General features: G+C 56.8%; 18 protein-coding genes. 3 read left to right on the top strand and 15 right to left on the bottom strand.

Annotated elements, in window-relative coordinates; genetic code table 11:
- Nucleotides 1–209: 209 nt before the first annotated feature.
- From rpoD to rpsU, 3 genes are all read right to left on the bottom strand, one after another.
- Complete coding sequence (gene rpoD, locus AO242_RS09215; RefSeq protein WP_027899464.1) at nt 210–2060, bottom strand: RNA polymerase sigma factor RpoD; 1851 nt, start codon at nt 2058–2060, stop codon at nt 210–212.
- 67 nt (nt 2061–2127) lie between these two features.
- Complete coding sequence (gene dnaG, locus AO242_RS09210; RefSeq protein ID WP_027899463.1) at nt 2128–4086, bottom strand: DNA primase; 1959 nt, start codon at nt 4084–4086, stop codon at nt 2128–2130.
- A 520-nt stretch (nt 4087–4606) separates the two neighbouring features.
- Nucleotides 4607–4822 (bottom strand): 30S ribosomal protein S21, encoded by a 216-nt coding sequence (gene rpsU / locus AO242_RS09205; protein WP_002551877.1) that lies wholly within the window; start codon nt 4820–4822, stop codon nt 4607–4609.
- Between the two features lie 198 nt (nt 4823–5020).
- Here rpsU and tsaD point away from each other — a divergent pair, with 198 nt between their 5' ends.
- Nucleotides 5021–6046 (top strand): tRNA (adenosine(37)-N6)-threonylcarbamoyltransferase complex transferase subunit TsaD, encoded by a 1026-nt coding sequence (gene tsaD / locus AO242_RS09200; RefSeq protein ID WP_027899462.1) that lies wholly within the window; start codon nt 5021–5023, stop codon nt 6044–6046.
- 47 nt (nt 6047–6093) lie between these two features.
- Here tsaD and plsY read toward each other — a convergent pair whose 3' ends face one another.
- Complete coding sequence (gene plsY, locus AO242_RS09195; RefSeq protein ID WP_099268477.1) at nt 6094–6663, bottom strand: glycerol-3-phosphate 1-O-acyltransferase PlsY; 570 nt, start codon at nt 6661–6663, stop codon at nt 6094–6096.
- A 74-nt stretch (nt 6664–6737) separates the two neighbouring features.
- Here plsY and folB point away from each other — a divergent pair, with 74 nt between their 5' ends.
- Both folB and folK read left to right on the top strand, forming a co-directional pair.
- Nucleotides 6738–7091 (top strand): dihydroneopterin aldolase, encoded by a 354-nt coding sequence (folB, locus tag AO242_RS09190; protein ID WP_027899460.1) that lies wholly within the window; start codon nt 6738–6740, stop codon nt 7089–7091.
- Nucleotides 7082–7606, top strand: coding sequence for a 2-amino-4-hydroxy-6-hydroxymethyldihydropteridine diphosphokinase (gene folK / locus AO242_RS09185; protein ID WP_099268476.1), 525 nt, complete (start codon nt 7082–7084; stop codon nt 7604–7606). Before folB ends, folK begins: the two co-directional genes overlap by 10 nt.
- Nucleotides 7607–7699: 93 nt before the next feature.
- Here the strand turns inward: folK and AO242_RS09180 are convergent, their stop codons facing one another.
- The 11 genes from AO242_RS09180 to AO242_RS09130 form a co-directional block, all read right to left on the bottom strand.
- A complete protein-coding gene (locus AO242_RS09180) occupies nt 7700–8929 on the bottom strand; it encodes a multifunctional CCA addition/repair protein (RefSeq protein ID WP_099268475.1) in 1230 nt (409 codons plus the stop codon).
- A 121-nt stretch (nt 8930–9050) separates the two neighbouring features.
- Complete coding sequence (locus AO242_RS09175; RefSeq protein ID WP_099268474.1) at nt 9051–10613, bottom strand: SpoVR family protein; 1563 nt, start codon at nt 10611–10613, stop codon at nt 9051–9053.
- Nucleotides 10610–11881, bottom strand: coding sequence for a YeaH/YhbH family protein (locus AO242_RS09170; RefSeq protein WP_027899457.1), 1272 nt, complete (start codon nt 11879–11881; stop codon nt 10610–10612). Before AO242_RS09170 ends, AO242_RS09175 begins: the two co-directional genes overlap by 4 nt.
- A 118-nt stretch (nt 11882–11999) precedes the next feature.
- Nucleotides 12000–13922 carry a PrkA family serine protein kinase gene (locus AO242_RS09165; protein ID WP_027899456.1) on the bottom strand — a complete coding sequence of 641 codons (1923 nt, stop codon included), beginning with the start codon at nt 13920–13922 and terminating at the stop codon, nt 12000–12002.
- Nucleotides 13923–14208: 286 nt separating this feature from the next.
- On the bottom strand, nt 14209–14529 hold the full coding sequence (gene glpE, locus AO242_RS09160; RefSeq protein ID WP_099268473.1) for a thiosulfate sulfurtransferase GlpE: 321 nt from the start codon (nt 14527–14529) through the stop codon (nt 14209–14211).
- 132 nt (nt 14530–14661) lie between these two features.
- Nucleotides 14662–15543 (bottom strand): symmetrical bis(5'-nucleosyl)-tetraphosphatase, encoded by an 882-nt coding sequence (locus AO242_RS09155; RefSeq protein ID WP_099268472.1) that lies wholly within the window; start codon nt 15541–15543, stop codon nt 14662–14664.
- Nucleotides 15543–15923 carry a Co2+/Mg2+ efflux protein ApaG gene (gene apaG, locus AO242_RS09150; protein ID WP_027899453.1) on the bottom strand — a complete coding sequence of 127 codons (381 nt, stop codon included), beginning with the start codon at nt 15921–15923 and terminating at the stop codon, nt 15543–15545. The genes AO242_RS09155 and apaG overlap by 1 nt, the downstream gene beginning before the upstream one ends.
- 114 nt (nt 15924–16037) lie before the next feature.
- Nucleotides 16038–16844 (bottom strand): 16S rRNA (adenine(1518)-N(6)/adenine(1519)-N(6))-dimethyltransferase RsmA, encoded by an 807-nt coding sequence (gene rsmA, locus AO242_RS09145; RefSeq protein WP_027899452.1) that lies wholly within the window; start codon nt 16842–16844, stop codon nt 16038–16040.
- A complete protein-coding gene (pdxA, locus tag AO242_RS09140; RefSeq protein ID WP_099268471.1) occupies nt 16841–17830 on the bottom strand; it encodes a 4-hydroxythreonine-4-phosphate dehydrogenase PdxA in 990 nt (329 codons plus the stop codon). Before pdxA ends, rsmA begins: the two co-directional genes overlap by 4 nt.
- Nucleotides 17827–19149: a peptidylprolyl isomerase SurA gene (gene surA / locus AO242_RS09135; RefSeq protein WP_176560597.1), complete on the bottom strand. Its 1323-nt coding sequence runs from the start codon at nt 19147–19149 to the stop codon at nt 17827–17829. The genes pdxA and surA overlap by 4 nt, the downstream gene beginning before the upstream one ends.
- Complete coding sequence (locus tag AO242_RS09130) at nt 19130–21907, bottom strand: LPS-assembly protein LptD (protein ID WP_099268469.1); 2778 nt, start codon at nt 21905–21907, stop codon at nt 19130–19132. Before AO242_RS09130 ends, surA begins: the two co-directional genes overlap by 20 nt.
- Nucleotides 21908–22006 lie beyond the last annotated feature (99 nt).

The following is a 22006-nucleotide window of genomic DNA, read 5'->3' as shown; positions in this document are numbered from 1 at the left end:
GTCTTCCGTGTTCGCGGCAGCCGCTGTAGAACCTAGAGCGTACGTCAGAATAATGGCCGACAGTTGTAACATGGCAGCCTCATGATGGCGTGATGGCACTCCGAAGAGTGTAGCCGTAGTGAGAAAACCGTCGCTCCAAGTTGAAAATTTGCGACCCATAATGCAAAACCCCCGGCAGGGCCGGGGGTTTTGTGTGCAGCTTTGCTCGCTTACTCGTCAAGGAACGAGCGCAAGTGCTCGCTTCTTGTCGGGTGGCGCAACTTACGCAGAGCCTTCGCCTCAATCTGACGAATACGCTCACGAGTCACGTCGAACTGTTTGCCCACTTCTTCCAGCGTGTGGTCGGTATTCATATCAATACCGAAGCGCATACGCAGAACCTTGGCTTCACGGGCGGTAAGGCCCGACAGAACTTCGCGAGTTGCTTCTTTCAAGCTTTCGACGGTAGCGACATCGATTGGCGACTGCATGGTCGAGTCTTCGATGAAGTCACCCAGGTGCGAATCTTCGTCATCACCGATCGGGGTTTCCATGGAGATCGGCTCTTTAGCGATCTTCAATACCTTGCGGATTTTATCCTCAGGCATTTCCATGCGTTCGCCCAACTCTTCCGGGGTCGGCTCGCGCCCCATTTCCTGCAACATCTGCCGGGAAATACGGTTGAGTTTGTTGATCGTCTCGATCATGTGCACCGGAATACGGATGGTGCGTGCCTGGTCGGCGATCGAGCGAGTGATGGCCTGACGGATCCACCATGTGGCGTACGTCGAGAACTTGTAACCACGACGGTATTCGAACTTGTCCACCGCCTTCATCAAGCCGATGTTGCCTTCCTGGATCAGGTCGAGGAATTGCAGGCCACGGTTGGTGTACTTCTTGGCGATCGAGATCACCAGACGCAGGTTCGCTTCAACCATCTCTTTCTTCGCGCGACGGGCCTTGGCCTCGCCGATCGACATGCGACGGTTGATGTCCTTGATTTCAGCAATGGTCAGACCGGTTTCGGTCTGCAGCGCGGTCAGCTTCTGCTGGCAACGCTGGATATCAGGCTGCAGGCGGCCAATGGCTTCAGCGTATTTGCTTTTGCCTTTAGCCAGCGCATCCGTCCAGCTTTCGTCGACTTCGTTGCCTGGGAACTGGCGAAGGAAATCGGCGCGCGGCATACGTGCATCACGTACGCACAACTGCATGATGGCGCGTTCCTGAGCACGCAGGCGCTCAAGTGCGCTACGAACGCGTTCAACCAGACCTTCAAACTGTTTAGGGACCAGTTTGATCGGCATGAACAGCTCAGCCAGTGCAACCAGCTCGGCAATCGCTTGCTTGCTGTCACGGCCGTGCTTTTTCAGGGCTTTGCGGGTGATTTCCATTTGATCGGAAACCGCACCGAAACGCTGCTGGGCAATGATCGGATCGGGACCGCTTTCGACTTCTTCTTCGTCGTCAGAAGACTCGTCCTTCTCTTCCTCGTCGTCATCGCCTTCGGCAGCCTTGGCTGTTTTCGGGTCAACAGGCGGCGGGACTTCAGCTGGCGGCGCAATGCCGTCATCCGGGTCGATGTAGCCGCTCAGCACGTCGGACAGGCGACCGCCTTCCGTCGTGACACGGGTGTACTCGGAGAGAATGTGGTCAACCGTGCCTGGGAAGTGCGCAATTGCGCCCATCACTTCACGAATGCCTTCTTCGATACGTTTGGCGATTTCGATTTCGCCTTCACGTGTCAGAAGCTCGACCGTACCCATTTCACGCATATACATGCGCACAGGGTCAGTGGTGCGACCAATGTCGGTCTCAACCGCTGCCAACGCTGCGGCCGCTTCTTCTGCGGCTGCCTCATCGGTATCGGCGTCGGCCAGCATCAGGGCGTCCGCATCCGGGGCACTCTCGTGTACCGGGATCCCCATGTCATTAATCATGCGGATGATGTCTTCCACCTGCTCGGGATCTGAAATATCCTCAGGCAGGTGGTCGTTGACCTCTGCGTAAGTCAGATACTTCTGCTCACGACCCAGGGTGATCAACTCTTTGATACGAGACTGCTGTTGCGCTTTTCCGGACATAACACCCTATCCACTGAAGGTCTTGGCGGGCAAAAAACAAGCCGGGGATTATACCCGAGCTATGACCTCACGCGCCAGTTGAGGTCGGGGTTTGTGCAGGAACATTCCGATTTAACAGCTTGAGCAGCAGAAGTTTTTCCTCCGCGTCCAGGCCTGACTGGCGTTCCTTCCTGATTAATTGCTCCAGGCTTCGCTCGCGTTGGCGGGCGGATAACCTAGTTATAGTGTCGAAAAACTGTTGTTCAAGGTTATCGGCCGAGATCAACCATTCCTTTTCCGCTAATGCTCGCAGCAATCGGCCTTGTTCTGTGCCGTGCCAGCGGGCGATCAGTTGCAGCGAGCGCAGCTTCGGATTTTTTTGCAAGGCTTCGAGCAAAGCGACCAGTAGCTGCGCATAAATATGATCTTCTGCCGCCAGGTGGCTGGCATCTTCGACTTTCTCGGCCAGCTCCGGGTGATGCAGAAGTGTTCTCAATGCCGTCAACGTTGGTGGTTCGACGGTCGTCGGCGTCCGCGGGGCACGTGGTTCGTCATCTCCACGCTTACCTTTTTTGTCCCACGGCTTCTTTTCCCACTTTTTCTGGCCCTGGCCGCCGGATTTTTTCGGCGTCCATTCTTGCTGAGGGGCTTCGTATCCGACCTGTGGCTGGTAATCAGCATAGTCGGGCATCGCGTCGTAATCGAAGCCCGGGTCGTAACTCGGGGGTGCCTCCGCCGGTGCGTTCTGCACCAGTTGGCTGACGTTTTCGTTGCTCAGGCCGGTTATCTGCGTCAGTCGTTGACGCATGAGCGTGCGCAGGTTGGCGCCGGGCACTTTGTCGATCAGCGGTGCTGCCAGGGTGGCCATGTGGGCCTTGCCCTCAAGGGAGCGTGGGTCTGCTTCTTTGGTCAGCTGTTCGAAGAAGTAGTCGGCCAGCGGCTGCGCATGCTGATGAATACGGGCTTTGAACGCGTCGGTGCCTTCAGCGCGAACCAGGGTGTCCGGGTCTTCGCCTTCGGGCAGAAACAGAAATCGTGCGCGGCGTCCGTCCTGCAGGCTGGAAAGCGTTGCCTCCAGTGCGCGCCATGCGGCATTGCGACCCGCCTGGTCGCCGTCAAAGCAGAACAGGACGTTGGGTACAACCCGGAACAGCCGCTTCAAGTGTTCTTCGCTGGTCGCGGTGCCCAGTGTTGCAACGGCATTACGCAAGCCTTGTTGGGCGAGAGCGATGACGTCCATGTAGCCTTCGACCACGATGATTTCATCGAGGTTGCGATTGAATTTGCGTGCTTCGAACAGGCCGTAAAGCTCTTGGCCCTTATGGAATACAGGTGTTTCCGGCGAGTTCAGGTATTTGGGCTTGTCGTCACCCAATACCCGTCCGCCAAAAGCGATGACCCGGCCGCGACTGTCGCGGATCGGAAACATCACCCGGTCGCGGAAGCGGTCATAGCGCTTGCCGGTTTCGGCATTCTCGATCAACAGGCCGGCATCAATCATGGCTTTCTGTTGAAGCGTATCGCTGCTCAAGTGCTTGTGCAGGTTGTCCCAGCCGGGCGGGGCAAAGCCAAGGCCGAAGTCACGAGCAATTTCACCGGAAAGGCCGCGACCTTTCAGGTATTCCACTGCGGCTCTGCGCGATGGATGGTTCTTCAGCGCAAGGCGGTAATACTCGGCGGCGGCTGTCAGCAGCGGGTAAAGCGGCGAGTCCACAGGCTGGCGGGGCTTTTGCCCTTTAGTACCTTGTTCTCTGGGAACTTCCATGCCCGCTGATTTCGCCAGGTCTTCGACGGCCTGGACGAAGTCCAGATTGTCGTGGTCCATGATGAAACCAAGGGCGTTACCCCCTGCGCCGCAACCAAAGCAGTAGTAGAACTGCTTGTCGGGGCTGACGCTGAAAGACGGCGTCTTTTCCTTGTGGAACGGGCAGCAGGCGCTGAAGTTCTTCCCGGTTTTCTTCAATTGCAGACGTGAGCTGACAACATCGACAATGTCGGTGCGGTTCAGGAGGTCGTCAATGAAGCCTTGGGGAATCAGCCCGGCCATATCGTTCTCATATCAAGCGTTCCGCCATGAGGCTCGTGGCGAATCCAGGATGTAACGGCTGCAGCAGGTCTTTCTGTAATGCCACAAAGGCATGCACAGCCTGACTTGAGCGCGGCTGCTCATCATTATCTGGAATAGTAGCTGCCAGCAATCTACCCGTGACCTGCTGTTAACATCAGGCAGCAGAAATCAGGCAGTGGCGGCTTTTAAGCATGTTGCTGTTTGTAGCAAACCGAATACCGGTTACGGATTCGTTGTGCTCAGCGTGTCGAGGGCGACGCTGCCTTGGCTGAGCTTCTTGCGAAGATCATCAAGGCATACTCGTCATTCACCTTGATGCATTCGTCATAACGACGTGATCAACGTGGCCTGAATCTCAGGCGGGACGTGCTTTGAGGAAGTGTGAGGTGCGCGTGTGCGACCTGTGTGCTTCTTCGATGTAGCTTATGCGGTGCCTTAACTGCCGCTAGCCCGGCTTTGGGGCCGGGCATTGCAGAAGCTTGCGACAGACGTCTGTAAATTAATACAGACGAACGGCGCGGCGCTGTTCGCGCTGTACTTTCTTGGCGTGACGCTTAACAGCGGCTGCTGCTTTACGCTTACGCTCAGAAGTAGGCTTCTCGTAAAATTCGCGGCTACGAACTTCAGCCAGAACACCGGCTTTTTCGCAGGAGCGCTTGAAACGACGCAGAGCTACGTCGAAGGGTTCGTTCTCTTTAACTTTGACGGCTGGCATCCAGAGCTACCTTCATTCATTACCGGGGTCAACGTCTCGTGCAAAGACTGCACATAAGTACGTCGGTTTTTAAGGGTTGCGGATGTTAACCCCTCATTGAGAGGAATGCAAAGCCTCTGATCGAAAACCGCTGGTCGGGGCATCGGGCGGCGACTATTATGCGCGCCTTCGAATTCAGCCTAAACAAGGCGCAAACCCATGCTAGTACTGGGATTAGAAACCTCTTGCGACGAAACCGGCGTCGCGCTCTATGACAGTGAGCGCGGGCTGCTGGCCGACGCATTGTTCAGTCAAATCGACCTGCATCGTGCTTATGGCGGTGTGGTGCCGGAGCTTGCTTCGCGTGATCACGTCAAGCGCATGTTGCCTTTGATTCGTCAGGTTATAGCCGACGCGGGCGTTGTCGCTACAGACATCGATGCTATCGCATACACAGCAGGGCCGGGCCTTGTAGGCGCTTTGCTGGTCGGCGCCTCGTGTGCTCAGGCGCTGGCGTTCGCGTGGGATATTCCGGCGCTGGGTGTTCACCACATGGAAGGTCACTTGCTGGCCCCGATGCTGGAAGCGCAGCCGCCGGAGTTTCCGTTCGTCGCTTTGTTGGTGTCCGGTGGTCACACGCAACTGGTTCGGGTTGATGGCATTGGCCTGTATGAGTTGCTGGGCGAGACGCTGGATGACGCTGCGGGCGAAGCCTTCGACAAAACGGCAAAGATGATGGGCCTGCAGTATCCAGGCGGACCTGAAATTGCGGCACTGGCGACCAAAGGTGTGGCCGGGCGTTTTGTCTTTCCGCGTCCAATGACGGATCGCCCGGGGCTGGACTTCAGCTTCAGTGGCCTGAAAACCTCCACGTTGACGACCTGGCAGCAGTGCCAAAGTGTCGGAGACGACAGCGAGCAGACTCGTTGCGACATCTCGCTGGCCTTCCAGCAGGCAGTGGTGGAGACTTTGACCATCAAATGCAAGCGGGCACTGAAGCAGACCGGCATGAAGCGTCTGGTGATTGCGGGCGGCGTAAGCGCCAACAAGTCCCTGCGCGCGTCTCTGGAAAAAATGCTGGGCGAGCTCAAAGGCAATGTTTTCTATGCGCGCCCTGAGTTCTGTACCGACAACGGCGCGATGATCGCTTTTGCTGGATGCCAGCGTTTATTGGCGGGGCAGAAGGAAGATCTGAGCATCAGCGTTCAGGCTCGCTGGCCGATGGAGCAGTTGCAAGGTTTGTAGGTTCAAGGATTTAAAGCGGCGACGTGAGGCGGATTCATTCAGGCGATTCAAAAATGCCGTTCGCGCCCGGCAAACAGGTCGCGTAGATTGCCCCGGTGCCGCCAGACAATCAGCAGCGTGAGCAGAGTCATCGGCAGCAACGCTCGCGGTTCTTGCCAGGCGAGCAATGGCAGCGTCAGCGGGGTAGCGACCAAGGCTGCGATCGAGCTGGTGCGGGTCATATAGAACATCAGTCCCCACGCACAGATTGCCAGGATGGCGGCGGGCGGATAAAGCCCAAGCAGTACACCGGCGGCAGTGGCGACGCCTTTGCCACCGCGGAAGCGAAAGTAGAGCGGGAACAGATGACCCAGCACTGCGCAGAGCCCAATCCAGGCCTGTGCTTTGGGGTCCATCCCGGCGAGATTGGCGAGCAGTATCGGCAGCAGGCCTTTGCACAGGTCGCCGAGCAGCGTCAGGATCGCGAGTTTTTTGCCGGCCAGACGCAACATGTTGGTCGCGCCCGCATTGCCAGAGCCACTGGCGCGCGGGTCCGGGCTGCCAGTGAGGCGGCTCAGGAGAATGGCGAAGGACAGTGAGCCAAGCAGGTAGGCGAAAATCGCCAGTAACCAAAACATGCTAACTATTCCGGGCTGGGAAGCCCTGATTCTAACGGCGCATCGCGCCCTTGTCGTGCAGTGGAGTGTGGTGTTTGGACAGAGTTTTCATTGAAGGTCTGGAAGTCGATACCGTTATCGGTGCTTACGACTGGGAGCGGGGCATTCGCCAGTGTCTGCGCCTGGACCTGAGTTTTGCCTGGGATAATCGACCAGCCGCTGCTGGTGATGATCTGAGCAAGGCACTCGACTACGCCAGCGTCTCCACTCGCATTCTGGATTTTGCCGACAAGGCGCAGTTTCAGTTGGTGGAGACCTTTGCTGAGCGATTGGCGGAAGTGCTCATGAGTGAGTTCCAGATTCCCTGGCTGCACTTGAAACTGACCAAGCCCGGCGCGGTTGCAGCTGCTGCTGGTGTGGGCGTGGAGATCGAGCGCGGATGTCGCTGACACGGATTTACCTTGGTTTGGGCAGTAACATCGAGCGCGAGAGGCACCTGATTGCGGGGCTGGAGGCGCTGGATGGCTTCGTCAGCGATATCGTTTGTTCTCCGGTGTTTGAAAGTCAGCCAGTCGGAATCAAGAGTGGTCTGTTCTTCAACCTTGTAGTAACGGGTTTGACCGCGCTGCCGTTGATGGAGCTTGACCGCCGCCTGAAGTTTATCGAAGCCGATAACGGCCGTTACGCTCCGGATCGAAAGGGGCTGCCGCTGGATATCGACGTGCTGCTATATGGCGACCAGGTCGGTGACTTCGACGGTTTGATCCTGCCTCGTGCCGAGATCCTGAAAAACGCCTTCGTGCTGTGGCCATTGTCGCTGATTGCGCCGGATCGTCTGCATCCTGAGGCTGGCGCCTCTTTCGAGCAGCTTTGGGAGCGCGCGAAAATTGAGCAGCAACTGTGGCCGGTTGCGTTTGAATGGCGGGGCACGCAATTGACGCCGCCAGGTTTGCTGCATAGCTGAATCTTGTAGGAGCTGCCGAAGGCTGCGAAAGCGATTGATCAGGTCTATCGTTTTCGCAGCCTTCGGCAGCTCCTACAGGAGATCGTATCAAGCTCAGCTATTGTACTGCGCCTTGTAAACCTTCAACGCATCCAGTCGTTCGGCTTTGAGTGCTTCGCCCAGTTCCTGACCCTTGAAGCCCTTTTCGATCAGTGGCTGCACCGAGACCGCGCGTGCCGCTTCGGCTGCGCCGCGCAGGTATTCGGCTTGCGGGTAATCGCGCTGCTCAAAACCGTGTCGGCCTCGGGCGTCCATTTCGCAGGCAATGATGAAGTCTTCAAAGCGCTGAGGCCGACGATAGACGTCAAAACTGTGCAGCAAATCCAGCACCGTAGAAGGCTTCAGCTCCAATGCCCGGTGGCCATGGGTGTGGTATTGGCCCACAAGCAATGCCAATTCCTGACACTCCCGTGGCACCTTGAAGCGAGCATTAACCGCCTTGATCAACTGCGAGCCGGTATGCTCGTGGGCGATGTGCCTCGGCCATTCGTCTTCAGGCGTCAGGCCTTTCCCCAGGTCGTGCAGCAGGCAGGCCCAACGCACGCTTAGTGGTTGTTGGTGGATGGCAGCCTGTTGCAGAACGCTCAGCACATGCTCGCCGGTGTCTATTTCCGGATGATGGGCGGCTGGCTGAGGGACGCCGAACAGCGCGTCTACTTCTGGCAAAAGCTCCTTCAGAGCGCCGCAGTCACGCAACACCCGAATAAATACTTGTGGCTGTTTTTCCATGAGCGCGCGGGAAATTTCCTTCCAGCTGCGTTCCGGGGTCAGCGCATCAAGTTCGCCTGATTCGCTGAGCTGACGCATCAGTTGCAGCGTTTCAGGCGCGATGCTGAAACCTTCCGGCGCGTAGCGTGCGGCAAAGCGGGCTACACGCAAGATTCGCAGTGGATCTTCGGCGAACGCGGGGGAAACGTGGCGTAAAACGCGGGCCTCAAGGTCACTCTGGCCGCCGTAAGGGTCGGTCAGATTGCCCTCTTTATCTTCGGCGATGGCGTTGATGGTCAGGTCGCGACGGATCAAGTCATCTTCGAGGGTAACGTCAGGGCTGGCGTGAAAAACGAAGCCGCCGTATCCGCGTCCACTTTTGCGTTCGGTACGGGCCAAGGCATATTCCTCGCCCGTCAGTGGGTGAAGAAAAACCGGGAAGTCCGTACCCACCGGTCGATAGCCCTTGATCAGCATTTCGTCGGTGGTCGCGCCTACCACCACCCAATCCACATCGGTAACCGGTTTGCCCAGCAGGCGGTCGCGCACTGCGCCACCGACTTTATAGATCTGCATAAAAAACCTCCGTAAGCGCGACAGGATAAACCCTGTGTCGCTCTTGCGGAGGTAAAACCTAATCAATAGTCATCGGGTGCCAAACAAATACCTCGCTGAGCAATCCCATTAAACAGGCGTTCTAGAGGTGTACTACCGCCATATCAAGCCGGGGATATTCACTGTCGGCATGCTCGCTCTTTGGGGGGACATGATGAGTTTTCATGACTTGATCGCCTTGCAGCGTTTCCAGATGGATATCAAACCCCCAGAGCCGATGCAGGTGCTTGAGCACCTCGTCGGTGGATTCAGACAGGGGTTTACGGTCGTGCTGTTGATGGCGAAGCGTCAATGAGCGGTCGCCGCGGCGGTCGATGCTGTAGATCTGCACGTTGGGCTCACGATTGCCCAGGTTGTACTGCGCCGCCAGGGTTTCGCGGATGATTCGGTAACCAGGCTCATCGTGAATGGCTGGCACCACCAGGTCGTCTTTCTGATCGTCGTCCATGATGCTGAACAGCTTCAGATCCCGGATCACTTTGGGTGACAGGTACTGAAGGATGAAGCTCTCGTCCTTGAAGCTGCTCATGGCAAACTTCACGGCAGTCAGCCAATCCGTGCCAGCAAGTTCGGGGAACCAGCGGTAATCTTCCTCGGTAGGCTCTTCACACATGCGGCGTATATCGCGATACATGGCAAAGCCCAGCGTGTAGGGGTTGATGCCGCTGTAATAAGGGCTGTCGAAACCAGGTTGATAGATGACGCTGGTATGCGAGGTCAGGAACTCCATCATGAAGCCGTCGGTGACCAAACCTTCGTCATACAGGTCGTTCATCAGCGTGTAGTGCCAGAACGTCGCCCAGCCTTCGTTCATCACCTGAGTCTGGCGCTGCGGATAGAAGTACTGCGCAATCTTGCGCACGATACGTACGATTTCACGCTGCCATGGTTCCAGCAGCGGTGCATGTTTTTCGATGAAGTAGAGTATGTTTTCCTGCGGTTCTGCGGGGAAACGAGCGTTGTCCTCTTTGCTGTTTTTGTCGGCGTTTTTAGGGATAGTGCGCCACAGATCATTGATCTGCTTCTGAAGGTGCTCTTCCCGGTCTTTCTGTCGACGGCGTTCTTCTTCGGCCGAGATTGGGTAAGGGCGTTTATAGCGGTCCACGCCATAGTTCATGAGTGCATGGCAGGAGTCGAGCAGGTCTTCGACGGCATCGATACCGTGGCGTTCTTCGCATTGCATGATGTACTGCTTGGCAAACACCAAGTAATCAATGATCGAGCTGGCGTCGGTCCAGGTTCGGAACAGGTAGTTACCCTTGAAAAAGCTGTTGTGCCCGTAGCAGGCGTGGGCCACTACCAGTGCCTGCATGCAGATGGTGTTCTCTTCCATCAGGTAAGCGATACAAGGATCAGAGTTGATGACGATTTCATAGGCCAGACCCATCTGGCCACGTGTGTAGGATTTCTCCGTGCTCAGGAAGTGTTTGCCGTAGGACCAGTGGTGATAGCCCAAGGGCATACCCACTGAGGCATAAGCATCCATCATCTGCTCGGCCGTGATCACTTCAATCTGGTTGGGATAGGTATCCAGCGCATAGCGTTCCGCGATACGGCTGATCTCGCGGTCGTAGGCCTGAATGAGTTCAAACGTCCACTCGGAACCCGTGGACAGGGGTTGGCGCTTCTGCTCTCTAGCGGTCATGTCACTAACCTGCGCTGGAAGAGTTCACGGAATACCGGATAGATATCACCGGCAGAGACCAGCTGCTGCTGGGCAAACGTGTCGGCGAATGCTTCACCGATACGTTCGTATTCGAACCACAAGGCCTGATGTTCACGTGGAGTAATCTCCACGTACGTGTAGTACTGAACAAACGGCATGATCTGCTTGATCAGAATGTCGCGACAAATAGGCGAGTCGTCATTCCAGTTGTCGCCGTCCGACGCTTGAGCCGCGTAGATATTCCATTCGTTGGTGGGGTAACGCTCAGCCATGATTTCCTGCATCAGCTTGAGTGCGCTGGAAACGATGGTGCCGCCGGTTTCCCGCGAATAGAAGAATTCTTCCTCGTCGACTTCCCGGGCGCTGGTGTGATGGCGGATAAAGACCACTTCGATCTTGTCGTAATTACGCTTGAGGAACAGGTACAACAGGATGAAGAAGCGCTTGGCGATATCTTTGGTGGCTTGCGTCATGGAACCCGACACGTCCATGAGGCAGAACATGACCGCTTTGGAGCTTGGGTTTGGTTGTTTGACCAGCAGGTTGTATTTGAGGTCGAAGGTATCGAGATACGGTACCCGGCGAATGCGGGCCTTCAGGCGATCAACTTCAGACTCCAGCTCCTGAATATCGCCGAAGTTGTCGGGTTCTTCGCGCTTCAGACGATCCAGCTCAGTGATGGTTTCTCTGAGTTTGGCGCGGCTGCTGCCGGACAGTGCAATGCGACGTGCGTGAGCGGAACGCAGGGTGCGGATGATATTGATGCGCGATGGGTTGCCCTCGTTACTGATGCCGGCGCGTACGGTTTTGAAGGTGTCGGTGCCGGTCAGGTTGCGTTTGACCAGGTTGGGCAGTTCAAGGTCTTCGAACATGAACTCCAGAAACTCTTCCTGAGTAATCTGAAAGACAAACTCATCCATGCCTTCGCCGGAATTACTGGCTTTGCCCGGCCCTTTGCCTCCGCCACCGCCTTGTGGGCGGGCAATGTGCTCACCCGAGGTGAATTCCTTGTTACCCGGATGAACCACGGTCTGCTTGCCGCCACGACCGTGATGGAGCACCGGTTCGTCGATGTCGCGACCGGGAATGCTGATTTGCTCGCCATGTTCCATATCAGTGATGGAACGGCGGCTGACGGCTTCTTCGACTGCTTTCTTGATGTGATCACGGTAACGCCGCAAAAACCGCTGGCGGTTTACCGTGCTCTTGTTCTTGCCATTGAGACGTCGGTCGATCACATAGCTCATAGGCCCCTCCGGGGAGCTTCAAGTTGTGAGCTGCAAGCTGCAAGTAGAAGCAATTACCCGGCTATCAGATTTCACGCGCTTCTTTCTTGCAGCTTGTAGCTGGACGCTTGCAGCTGCCTTACTGCGACTTCCGGACCCGTAGGTACCATTCGGAAAGAAGCCGTACCTGTTTGTCGGTATAGCCCCGCTCGACCATCCTGGTAACAAAGTCGTTGTGTTTCTGTTGATCCTCTTTGCTGGCTTTTGCGTTGAAGCTGATGACGGGAAGGAGGTCCTCGGTGTTGGAGAACATTTTCTTCTCGATCACCACGCGCAGTTTTTCGTAGCTGAGCCAGGTCGGGTTTTTGCCGTTGTTGTTAGCGCGGGCCCGCAATACGAAGTTGACGATTTCGTTACGGAAATCCTTCGGATTACTGATGCCGGCCGGTTTCTCTATCTTTTCCAGTTCTTCGTTCAGGGCCACGCGGTTGAGGATTTCTCCGGTTTCCGGGTCGCGGTATTCCTGATCCTGAATCCAGAAGTCCGCGTACAGCACGTAGCGGTCAAAGATGTTTTGTCCGTATTCGCTGTAGGACTCCAGATACGCGGTCTGGATTTCCTTGCCGATGAACTCGATGTAGCGCGGTGCCAGGTATTCCTTGATGAACCGTAGATAGCGCTCGCGGGTTTCAGCCTGGAATTGCTCCTGCTCGATCTGCTGCTCCAGCACGTACAACAAATGCACCGGGTTGGCTGCGATTTCGTGTGGATCGAAGTTGAACACCTTGGAAAGAATCTTGAACGCAAAACGTGTGGACAGGCCATTCATGCCTTCATCGACGCCTGCGCCGTCACGGTACTCCTGAATCGACTTGGCCTTTGGATCGGTATCCTTGAGGTTTTCGCCGTCATACACGCGCATCTTGGAGTAGATGTTGGAGTTATCCGGCTCTTTCAAGCGCGACAGGGTAGTGAACTGCGCAAGCATTTTCAGGGTGTCTGGAGCGCAATGGGCCTTGGACAATGAGCTGTTGAACAGAAGCTTGTCGTAAATCTTGATCTCATCGCTCACGCGCAGGCAGTACGGCACTTTGACGATGTAGATCCGGTCGATAAACGCTTCGTTGTTCTTGTTGTTGCGGAAGCTGTGCCATTCCGATTCGTTGGAGTGGGCCAGCAGAATACCGGTGAACGGAATCGCGCCCAGACCTTCGGTACTGTTGTAGTTACCTTCCTGGGTAGCGGTAAGCAGTGGGTGCAGCACCTTGATAGGTGCCTTGAACATTTCGACGAATTCCATCAGGCCCTGGTTGGCCCGGCACAGCGCGCCAGAATAGCTGTAGGCGTCGGCATCGTTCTGTGGGTATTCCTCGAGTTTGCGGATATCGACCTTACCCACCAGTGCAGAAATGTCCTGGTTGTTCTCGTCGCCCGGCTCGGTTTTGGCCACCGCGATCTGGTTGAGAATCGATGGATAGAGTTTGACCACTTTGAACTGGCTGATGTCGCCCCCGAACTCAGCCAGACGTTTGGTCGCCCAGGGCGACATGATGGTGCTCAGATAGCGACGCGGGATACCGAAGTCTTCTTCGAGAATCGCACCGTCTTCGGTTGCGTTGAACAAACCGAGCGGAGATTCGAAAACCGGCGAGCCCTTGATCGCGTAGAACGGGACTTTTTCGATCAGTTGTTTGAGTTTTTCAGCCAGCGATGACTTACCGCCACCCACCGGGCCGAGCAGATAAAGGATCTGTTTCTTCTCTTCCAGGCCCTGAGCGGCATGGCGGAAGTACGAGACGATCTGGTCGATGCATTCTTCCATCCCATGGAAGTCAGCAAAGGCCGGGTAGCGGCGGATGACCTTATTGGAAAAGATCCTCGAGAGCCGGGAGTTGGTCGAGGTATCAACCAGCTCCGGCTCGCCGATAGCAAGCAACAGTCTTTCTGCCGCAGACGCATAAGCGCTGCGATCCTGCTTACAGAGCTCTAGATACTCCTGTAAGGAGAGCTCCTCCTGCCGTGTCGATTCAAAGCGTTGTTGGAAGTGGCTAAAAATACTCATGACGTCACCTCGCTCGATACGTAGAGCCGGCGGCGGATCGTCAGTCGATGTTGGCAGCAGCCGAGAATCCGGATGCCGTTTACCCCCCAAACACCATAAAAGTAGCTACCGATGACCCACGCGCCGGTGTACCGGCTCTCCCCTGATTACGGATGGCCTGAGGCTAAGGATAGTTCGGAATCGGAAAGATAAAGAAGGGATGAGCAGAAAGACTGACAGACCGTCCGTCAGTTAGGTCGCGAGCCCGCGCAGGACGCGGGATCAACTGCAATAAAAATATTTTCTGTCAGCTCTGGGCTGTATCAGCGGGAAAGGTATTGCGCCATAGCTCGAAGCCACCGTCCATGCTGTATACATCGGAGAAACCCTGATTCACCAGATAGGCCGCAGCGCTCTGGCTGGAGTTACCGTGATAGCAGACTACGACTACCGGTTTATCCAGATCTGCATTGCGGATGAAATCGGCAATGGATTGGTTGTCCAGGTGTTGGGAGTCAGGGATGTGATTGCCGGCGAAGGCCTGTGGATCGCGAACGTCCACCAGCACGGCACCTTGTTCGCGAAGGGCTTGAGCCTGTTCTGGCGGGATACGTTTGAATTCGGTCATGGTTGGCTCCTTTGAATGTTATCCGGGGTGTGATTCTGTAGGAGCTGCCGAAGGCTGCGAATGGAGGTGTGGCAGATATACCGCTTTCGCAGCCTTCGGCAGCTCCTACAGTTGAAGTACGTTGTGCTGAGTTTAACGCCTGATCACGCCTGCCGGGTCATGCAGAATGGTTCGGGTCGCACCTGATTCAGCATTGCCGTGCTCATCGCAATCGCAGAGATACCGCTCGAAGGTATCGACATTAAGCATTGTCATCGCAGAGCCCCAGACGCAGCCGGTGTCCAGCGCGTAGACATCGGGCTCATCGCAACGGCCCTCCAGCGCAGCCCAGTGACCGAAGATGATTTTCACATCGCGTGTCCGGCGGTCCTGATGCTTGAACCAGGGCGCATAGCCGGGCAGGGCGGTTTCGATTCCTTCCTTGCCCTTGAGGTCCAGCTTGCCGTCGCTGGTGCAGAAGCGCATGCGGGTGAAGTAGTTGGTGATAACCCGTAGCCGTGCGACGCCATGCAGTTCGGGGTCCCACTTGTTCGGCTCGTTGCCATACATTCCGTCAAGGAACGGTTGGTAGAGCGAGTCATCAAGCAGGGCGGCCTCCACCTCAGCGGCAAGCTTGAGGGCTTTTTTCAAGGTCCACTGGGGAGGGATACCGGCGTGAGCCATGGCAACGTTGCGCTCGGCATCGTAGTGCAGCAGCTTTTGCCGCCGCACCCATTGCAGCAGATCGTTGCAATCGGGTGCCTCAAGAATGGGACGCAGCGTATCGCCTTTCTTCAGGCGCTCAATGTTGCGCGACGCGGCAAGCATATGCAGATCGTGGTTACCGAGTACGCAGTTGACCGAGTCGCGGATGCTGTACAGAAAGCGCAGGGTTTCCAGCGACTGAGGGCCGCGGTTGACCAGATCGCCCACCAGCCAGAGTCGATCCCTGGCAGGGTCGAAATTCACATGTTCCAGCAGGCACTGCAGAGGTTCGAGGCAACCTTGCAGGTCACCAACGGCGTACACCGCCATCAGTGAAGAGACCCCGGCACCGCCAGGCGAAACGGAGCGATGACCGCATCGAAGCGCTTGCCGTCGTCTGCGAGCATTTGATATGAGCCCTGCATGTTGCCAACTTTCGTCGTCATCACGGTGCCGCTGCTGTAAGTATGACTCTTCCCGGCAGCAATCAAAGGTTGTTGCCCCACCACGCCCTCACCGCGTACCTCTTCGACATGGCCATCACCATCAGTGATTACCCAATGCCGGGACATCAACTTGGCAGGCAATTCGCCGCTATTGTGGACGGTGACGGTGTAGGCAAAGGCAAAGCGATTCTGCTCGGGTTGTGACTGCTCTGCCAGGAAGCGTGTGACGACGCTGACGTCGACCTGGTATCGGGAATCGGGCATTCGGAAGGCCTTGGAAGCGGATGCGGATAAAACCGGAAAGCCGGTGGAATCAGTCTAGGACATGTAAACGATAAATGACCAATCAGACTTCGATCATCTACATGTCCTGCGAGCTCAGGCCTGTGCTGGCATTTCGCTCAGCTTGTCAGCGAGGCGAACGAAGGCGGCCAGGTCCAGTTGCTCGGGGCGCAGACTGCCATCGACCCCGGCAGCAGTAATATCGTCACTGCTAAGCAGTAACTTGAGTGTGTTGCGCAATGTCTTGCGGCGCTGATTGAACGCTTCACGTACCACGCGCTCCAGCAGGCGATGATCCTTGGCCGGATGCGGCAGTGTTTCGTGGGGCACAAGGCGGACAATTGCCGAGTCCACCTTTGGTGGCGGGTTGAAAGCGCCCGGTCCGACGTTGAACAGGTGCTCAACCCGGCAATGGTACTGAACCATGATCGACAGGCGACCGTAATCACCGCCGCCGGGAACCGCTGCCATGCGCTCAACCACTTCCTTCTGCAGCATGAAGTGCATGTCGCGAATCAAGTTGGCGTTGTGCAGCAGATGGAAAATCAGCGGCGTGGAGATGTTGTAAGGCAGGTTGCCGACGACGCGCAGGCTATTGGCCGGTGCGTCGAGCGAGGTGAAGTCGAATTTCAGTGCGTCGCCTTGATGCAGGTTGAAATTGGGCTTGTTGCCAAACTGGTGGATCAGGATCGGGATCAGGTCTTTGTCCAGTTCCACGACGTCCAGCTGTGCGCCGCTGCCGAGCAAGCCTTGGGTCAGGGCGCCCTGGCCGGGCCCGATCTCAAGCAGGCGGTCTTCCGGACGGGCACGTATGGCTCGCAGGATCTTGTCGATCACGCCCGCGTCATGCAGGAAGTTTTGTCCGAAGCGCTTGCGCGCCTTGTGTTGAAATTGCTCGGTCATGAATGGGTCTCGGCCATCTGATAGGCGGTTTCCAGAGCGACCTGCAGGCTGCCGGTGTCGATGTTGCCGGTGCCTGCCAGATCCAGCGCAGTGCCGTGGTCGACAGAGGTGCGGACAATCGGCAAACCGAGGGTCACGTTGACGGCAGCACCGAAGCCTTTGTACTTGAGTACAGGCAGGCCCTGGTCGTGGTACATCGCCAGCACTGCGTCGCAGTGCTCCAGATATTTGGGGGTAAACAGAGTGTCAGCTGGCAGTGGCCCGCGTAGATCCAGGCCCTCGCTGCGCAGACGCTCCAAAGCAGGTTCTATGATGTCGATCTCTTCGCGCCCCAGGTGCCCGCTTTCTCCGGCGTGGGGGTTAAGCCCGCACACCAGGATGCGCGGCCGGGCGATGCCGAACTTGTTCACCAGATCCGCGTGCAGGATGCGTGTCACACGTTCCAGGCGCTCAGGAGTAATAGCGTCAGCGACTTCGCGTAGCGGCAGGTGAGTGGTGACCAGGGCGACACGCAGATCGCCGGTTGCCAGCATCATCACCACTTGTTCAGTCCCGGTCAGCTCGGCAAGAAACTCGGTATGGCCAGAAAAGGCGATACCGCTTTCGTTGATGACGCCCTTATGGACCGGGGCCGTAATCATCCCGGCGAAGTGGCCGTCCATGCAGCCTTGTCCGGCGCGGGTCAGGGTTTCCAGAACGAACGCGCCATTCGCTTTGTTCAGTTGGCCCGTAATCACCGGTTCTTGCAGTGGCGTATCCCAGACGTAAAGGCTGCCGGCAGGCGCGGCGGTGTCCGGGAAGGCATCAGGTGTGACGCAGATCAGATCGACAACCACGCCCAGGTGCGCGGCCCGCTCGGTGAGCAGGTCGCGGCTGGTAATGGCGATAAGGGGGTGTGGCTGAAGTTGCGTGGCGAGCAGCAGGCAAAGGTCAGGACCAATGCCGGCCGGCTCGCCGGGTGTCAGTGCGAAACGCCGGGGTTTCACTGTGCAGCCTGGGCTGCGCCAGGGAGCTTGATCTCAACGTAGGCTTCGTCACGGATCTGACGCAACCAGGTTTGCAGCTCTTCGTCATACTTGCGGTTACGCAATACCATCAGGGCCTGTTGGTCGCGCGCCTGGTTGGTCGCGTCCGTGGCGCGACGGCCCAGAACTTCCAGCACGTGCCAGCCATAGGCAGTCTTGAACGGCTTGGACAAGGTGCCTTGCGGCGTGTCGTTCATGACCTGACGGAACTCCGGAACCAGCGAGTTCGGATCTACCCAGTTCAGGTCACCACCGTTGAGTGCCGAGCCCGGATCTTCCGAGAAGCTCTTCGCCAGTTCAGCGAAGTCATCGCCGTTCTGAATGCGATCATAGATCTTCTGCGCCAGACGCCGGGTTTCCTCTTCGCTACGAATTTCGCTTGGCTTGATCAGGATATGACGCACGTGAACTTCATCGCGCATCTGTGCCTGACCCTGGCCGCCACGCTTCTCCAGCAGCTTGAGGATAATGAAACCGCCCGGAGTACGGGCTGGAGGCGTAACGTCGCCAACCGGCATCGAACCCAGCATGTCACCAAATGGAGGCGGCAGTTGAGCGGCTTTACGCCAGCCCATGTCGCCACCTTCAAGGGCGCTTTCGCTGGCCGAGTTGGCAATGGCTGCCTGACCGAAGTCAGCGCCTTGCTTGAGCTTGCTGTACAGATCCTGAGCCTTGCGCGCAGCCGCCTGAATCTGGTCTGACGAGGCGCTGTCAGGCGTAGCAATCAGGATGTTCGCCAGGTGGAACTCTTCTGACAACTGAGCCTGGCCCTGACCGGAAGCCAGAAAGTTCTTCACTTCCTGTTCCGATACCTGAATGCGCTCGGCCACACGGCGTTGACGCACCCGGCTGATGATCATTTCCCGACGAACCTGCTCACGCGCATCGTTGTAGGAAAGACCGTCATGGGCCAACGCGGCGCGGAATTGTTCCACGCTCATGTTGTTGCGTTCAGCAATGGTGCCGATTGCCTGGTTCAGCTCTTCATCAGTAATGCGAATGCCGGAGCGGTCGCCTATCTGCAGCTGCAGATTTTCCAGAATCAGACGTTCCAGAACCTGTGGCTGCAGAGCCTCGGCAGGAGGAACACCTGAACCGCGTTTGGCGATGGTCTGTTGAACCTCGCGGACACGCTGGTCCACCTGGCTCTTCATGATCACATCGTTATCGACGATGGCTGCAACGCTGTCCAGTTGCTGAACTGCCGCGTGAGCTGCAGTTCCCAGGAGTAACGCGCCCAGCATTAGCGGGCGCAGACAATCAGAAAGCTTGGTCTTCACGTTCACGATAACCTTGGATGCCTTTGTCGAGGAAACTCTCTACCTTGGCGCCAGTTACACCGCCCAGTCCCTTCAACACAATTTGTAGGAATACGCCGTGGTCGCCTTTCTCGTTCTCAGGCTCGTTCTGGCTGAACTCGTCGTAATCAATCCAGTAACGGCTGATCAGGCGTAGTTTCCAACAGCAGTTGTCATATTCGAAGCCACCAAAGGCCTCGATTGTGCGATCGCGGTTGTAGTCATACTGCCAGCGGCTGATTGCGTTCCACTGTGGCACGATCGGCCAGATGACCGAGAAGTCGTGCTGCTGGATCTTGTAGTAGTCCTTCACGTAACCCGGTTGACCCGGAGTGCCGTAATCGCCACCACCCACTGTCCATCGACCGGTAGTCTGGTCGTAGCGAATCTGGTCGTCGCGATAGCGGTAGCCGAAGTTGACAACCTTGTTCGGGTTATCTTCAGGCTGGTAGTGGAACATCGCACTGCCCGAGCGGGTGCTGCGGCTGTCCGGATCCCAGTTGAAGTCGGAATTCAAACGCCAGTCGCGGTTGAAGCGATACTCATATTCAAGTGCGTAAGGCGAGACGTTAGCCTGCGCATCATCACGGTCCTTGAAGACCACGCCCGGCAGTTGAACTTCACGATCCTTGAAGTACAGAGCCTGACCTATGCTGAAGCGCTGACGCTGGAAACCATTGTCTTCAATCCAGCGGTTGGTAACACCCAGCGAAAGCTTGTTCTCGTCACCAATGCGGTCTGAACCTGTGAAACGGTTATCGCGAAACAGCGAGGCATAGTTGAAAGTGGTTTCGGAACTGTCAAAAACCGGAATGTCGGACTGATCTTTCTCTGGGACATAGAGATAGAACAAACGAGGTTCCAGCGTTTGACGATAGTCCTTGCCAAACCAGTTGGTGTTCCGGTCAAAGTACAGGCCGCTGTCGACGCTGAAGATCGGTACGCTTCGGTTTTGGCTGCTGCTGTAGTCTTCATCGGCAAGCAGGGATGCCTTGCCTCTCGCGTCCAGATCCAGATCGTACTGGGTATAAACATACTTCAGTTTCGGCGTCAGGAACCCGTAGCTCCAGTTCATGGGAAGGCTGACCGATGGTGCAAGATTCAAACGGTCGCCGTTGGCGCGTGCCAGGCCGGAAACGTTTTGGTCCAGGCGGGTCTCAGGGAGGCCGTCCTGATTGATATAGGTGCCGTCGCGCAAGTCACGGTCGAAGCGCACTGCTTCCGTCTCATAGTCGAACTGCAAACCACCTGGATGGTAAGGCAATGACCCATTGAAGGTGATCTGTGGCAAGCGGTCGTATGGTGTGATTCTCGATACCGTCGCCAGCTTGTAAGCCTGGGCATTGAAAACGGCATTGAAGTTATCGCCACGGTACGTCAAGGAACCCTGCTGGTTGAGGAATTCCGACTGCTCAACACCAATCTGATCCGATTCCAGGTCCTGGAAGTAGTACGGATCGCTGATATCGGTGTAATCAACATGGGTCAGCCAGCGGGAGTCGAGGCCACCCTTGTGCTGCCAGTTCATCATCCAGCGTGTGTCTTTGTAGTCACTCTGGTCCTTGCGCTCGTCGTCGTCGTCGTTTAGGTAAGCGCCGCCGATTTGACCTTCGCTGCTTTTGGTCAGATAGCGGAACTCGCCTTCCATCAACATGCCGCGTTTGGACATGTAACGAGGATAGAGCGTGGCATCGTAGTTCGGTGCCAGGTTGAAATAGTACGGCGTTACCAGCATGAAGCCGGTATCGGTGCTGGTACTGAACGACGGCGGCAGGAAACCTGACTGGCGACGATCATCGATCGGGAAGTAGATGTACGGGGTGTAGAGCACCGGTATGTCTTTGACCCGAAGGGTGGCGTTGGTCGCCGTACCGAAGCCGGTGGCCGGGTTCAGCGTGATGTTGTTGCCTTTGAGCGTCCACGCGTTGCTGTTCGGTTCGCACGTGGTGTACGTACCGTCCTTGAGGCGAATGATCGCGTTCTCGGCACGCTTGGCATACAGGGCGTTACCGCGCACGTTCGACTTGTGCAGCACGTACTCTGCGTTGTCGATCTGGGCCTCACCGGTGTCCAGTTGCAGCTCGGCACGGTCACCGACGATGAGAGCGCCGTTGTCGCGCATACGGACATCGCCGTTCAACTCGCCGCGGTTTTCGGCTTGATACAGGTTGGCCTCCTGGGCCTGGACCTGCATGCTGCCCTGACGCAGAACGACGTCACCGGCCAGCGAAGCAATCTGCTCTTCTTGCTGATAACGCGAAGCCTTGGCACCGATGAACATCGGCGCGTCTTTCTTCGGCGTCTTGTCATCCATGCCAGGACGAATCGGCTCAACGTAGGCCCCGGAGCAATAAGGTCCGGTTTCTGCGAGCTGAGCAGGCGTCAGGCTTTCGCGAGGAACCCAGTCAAGGTGGCTGTAGTCAGCACTACGCGACTTGAGACCGCGCCCTTTGGCTTCGGTCACCAACTGCGGCTTGGCCACGGCAGGTTCGCTGGTGGAGCTACTGTCCGACGTGACAGTGCCGTTGGAGCTGACCGACGTCGTGCTGTGCACTGGACGCGGAGGCAGCTCGACTGCATTGCTTTTCGGCGCGCAATTCCAGGCACCCGAAGCAGAGACTGAGCAGTCATACTGTTCCGCGGCTACCGCGAACTGAGTGGCTAGAGGTTGCATCGCCAGCAAACTGCCGGTTATGAGCAACGGAAACTTTCTACGAAACGCGGGGGATTTCAATGCCATCTTATTAATCCGGGCTTCCTGCGCGCCATCTGCCCGCGGGGGGGCCGCACGCCTCTCGATGGGCTGAAAAAGATGTCGGATAATAAAGCATGACCCGCT

It is taken from the genome of Pseudomonas sp. ICMP 561, assembly GCF_002699985.1.
Lineage (GTDB): Bacteria > Pseudomonadota > Gammaproteobacteria > Pseudomonadales > Pseudomonadaceae > Aquipseudomonas > Aquipseudomonas quasicaspiana.
This window is presented reverse-complemented; position numbering and strand designations above follow the sequence as displayed.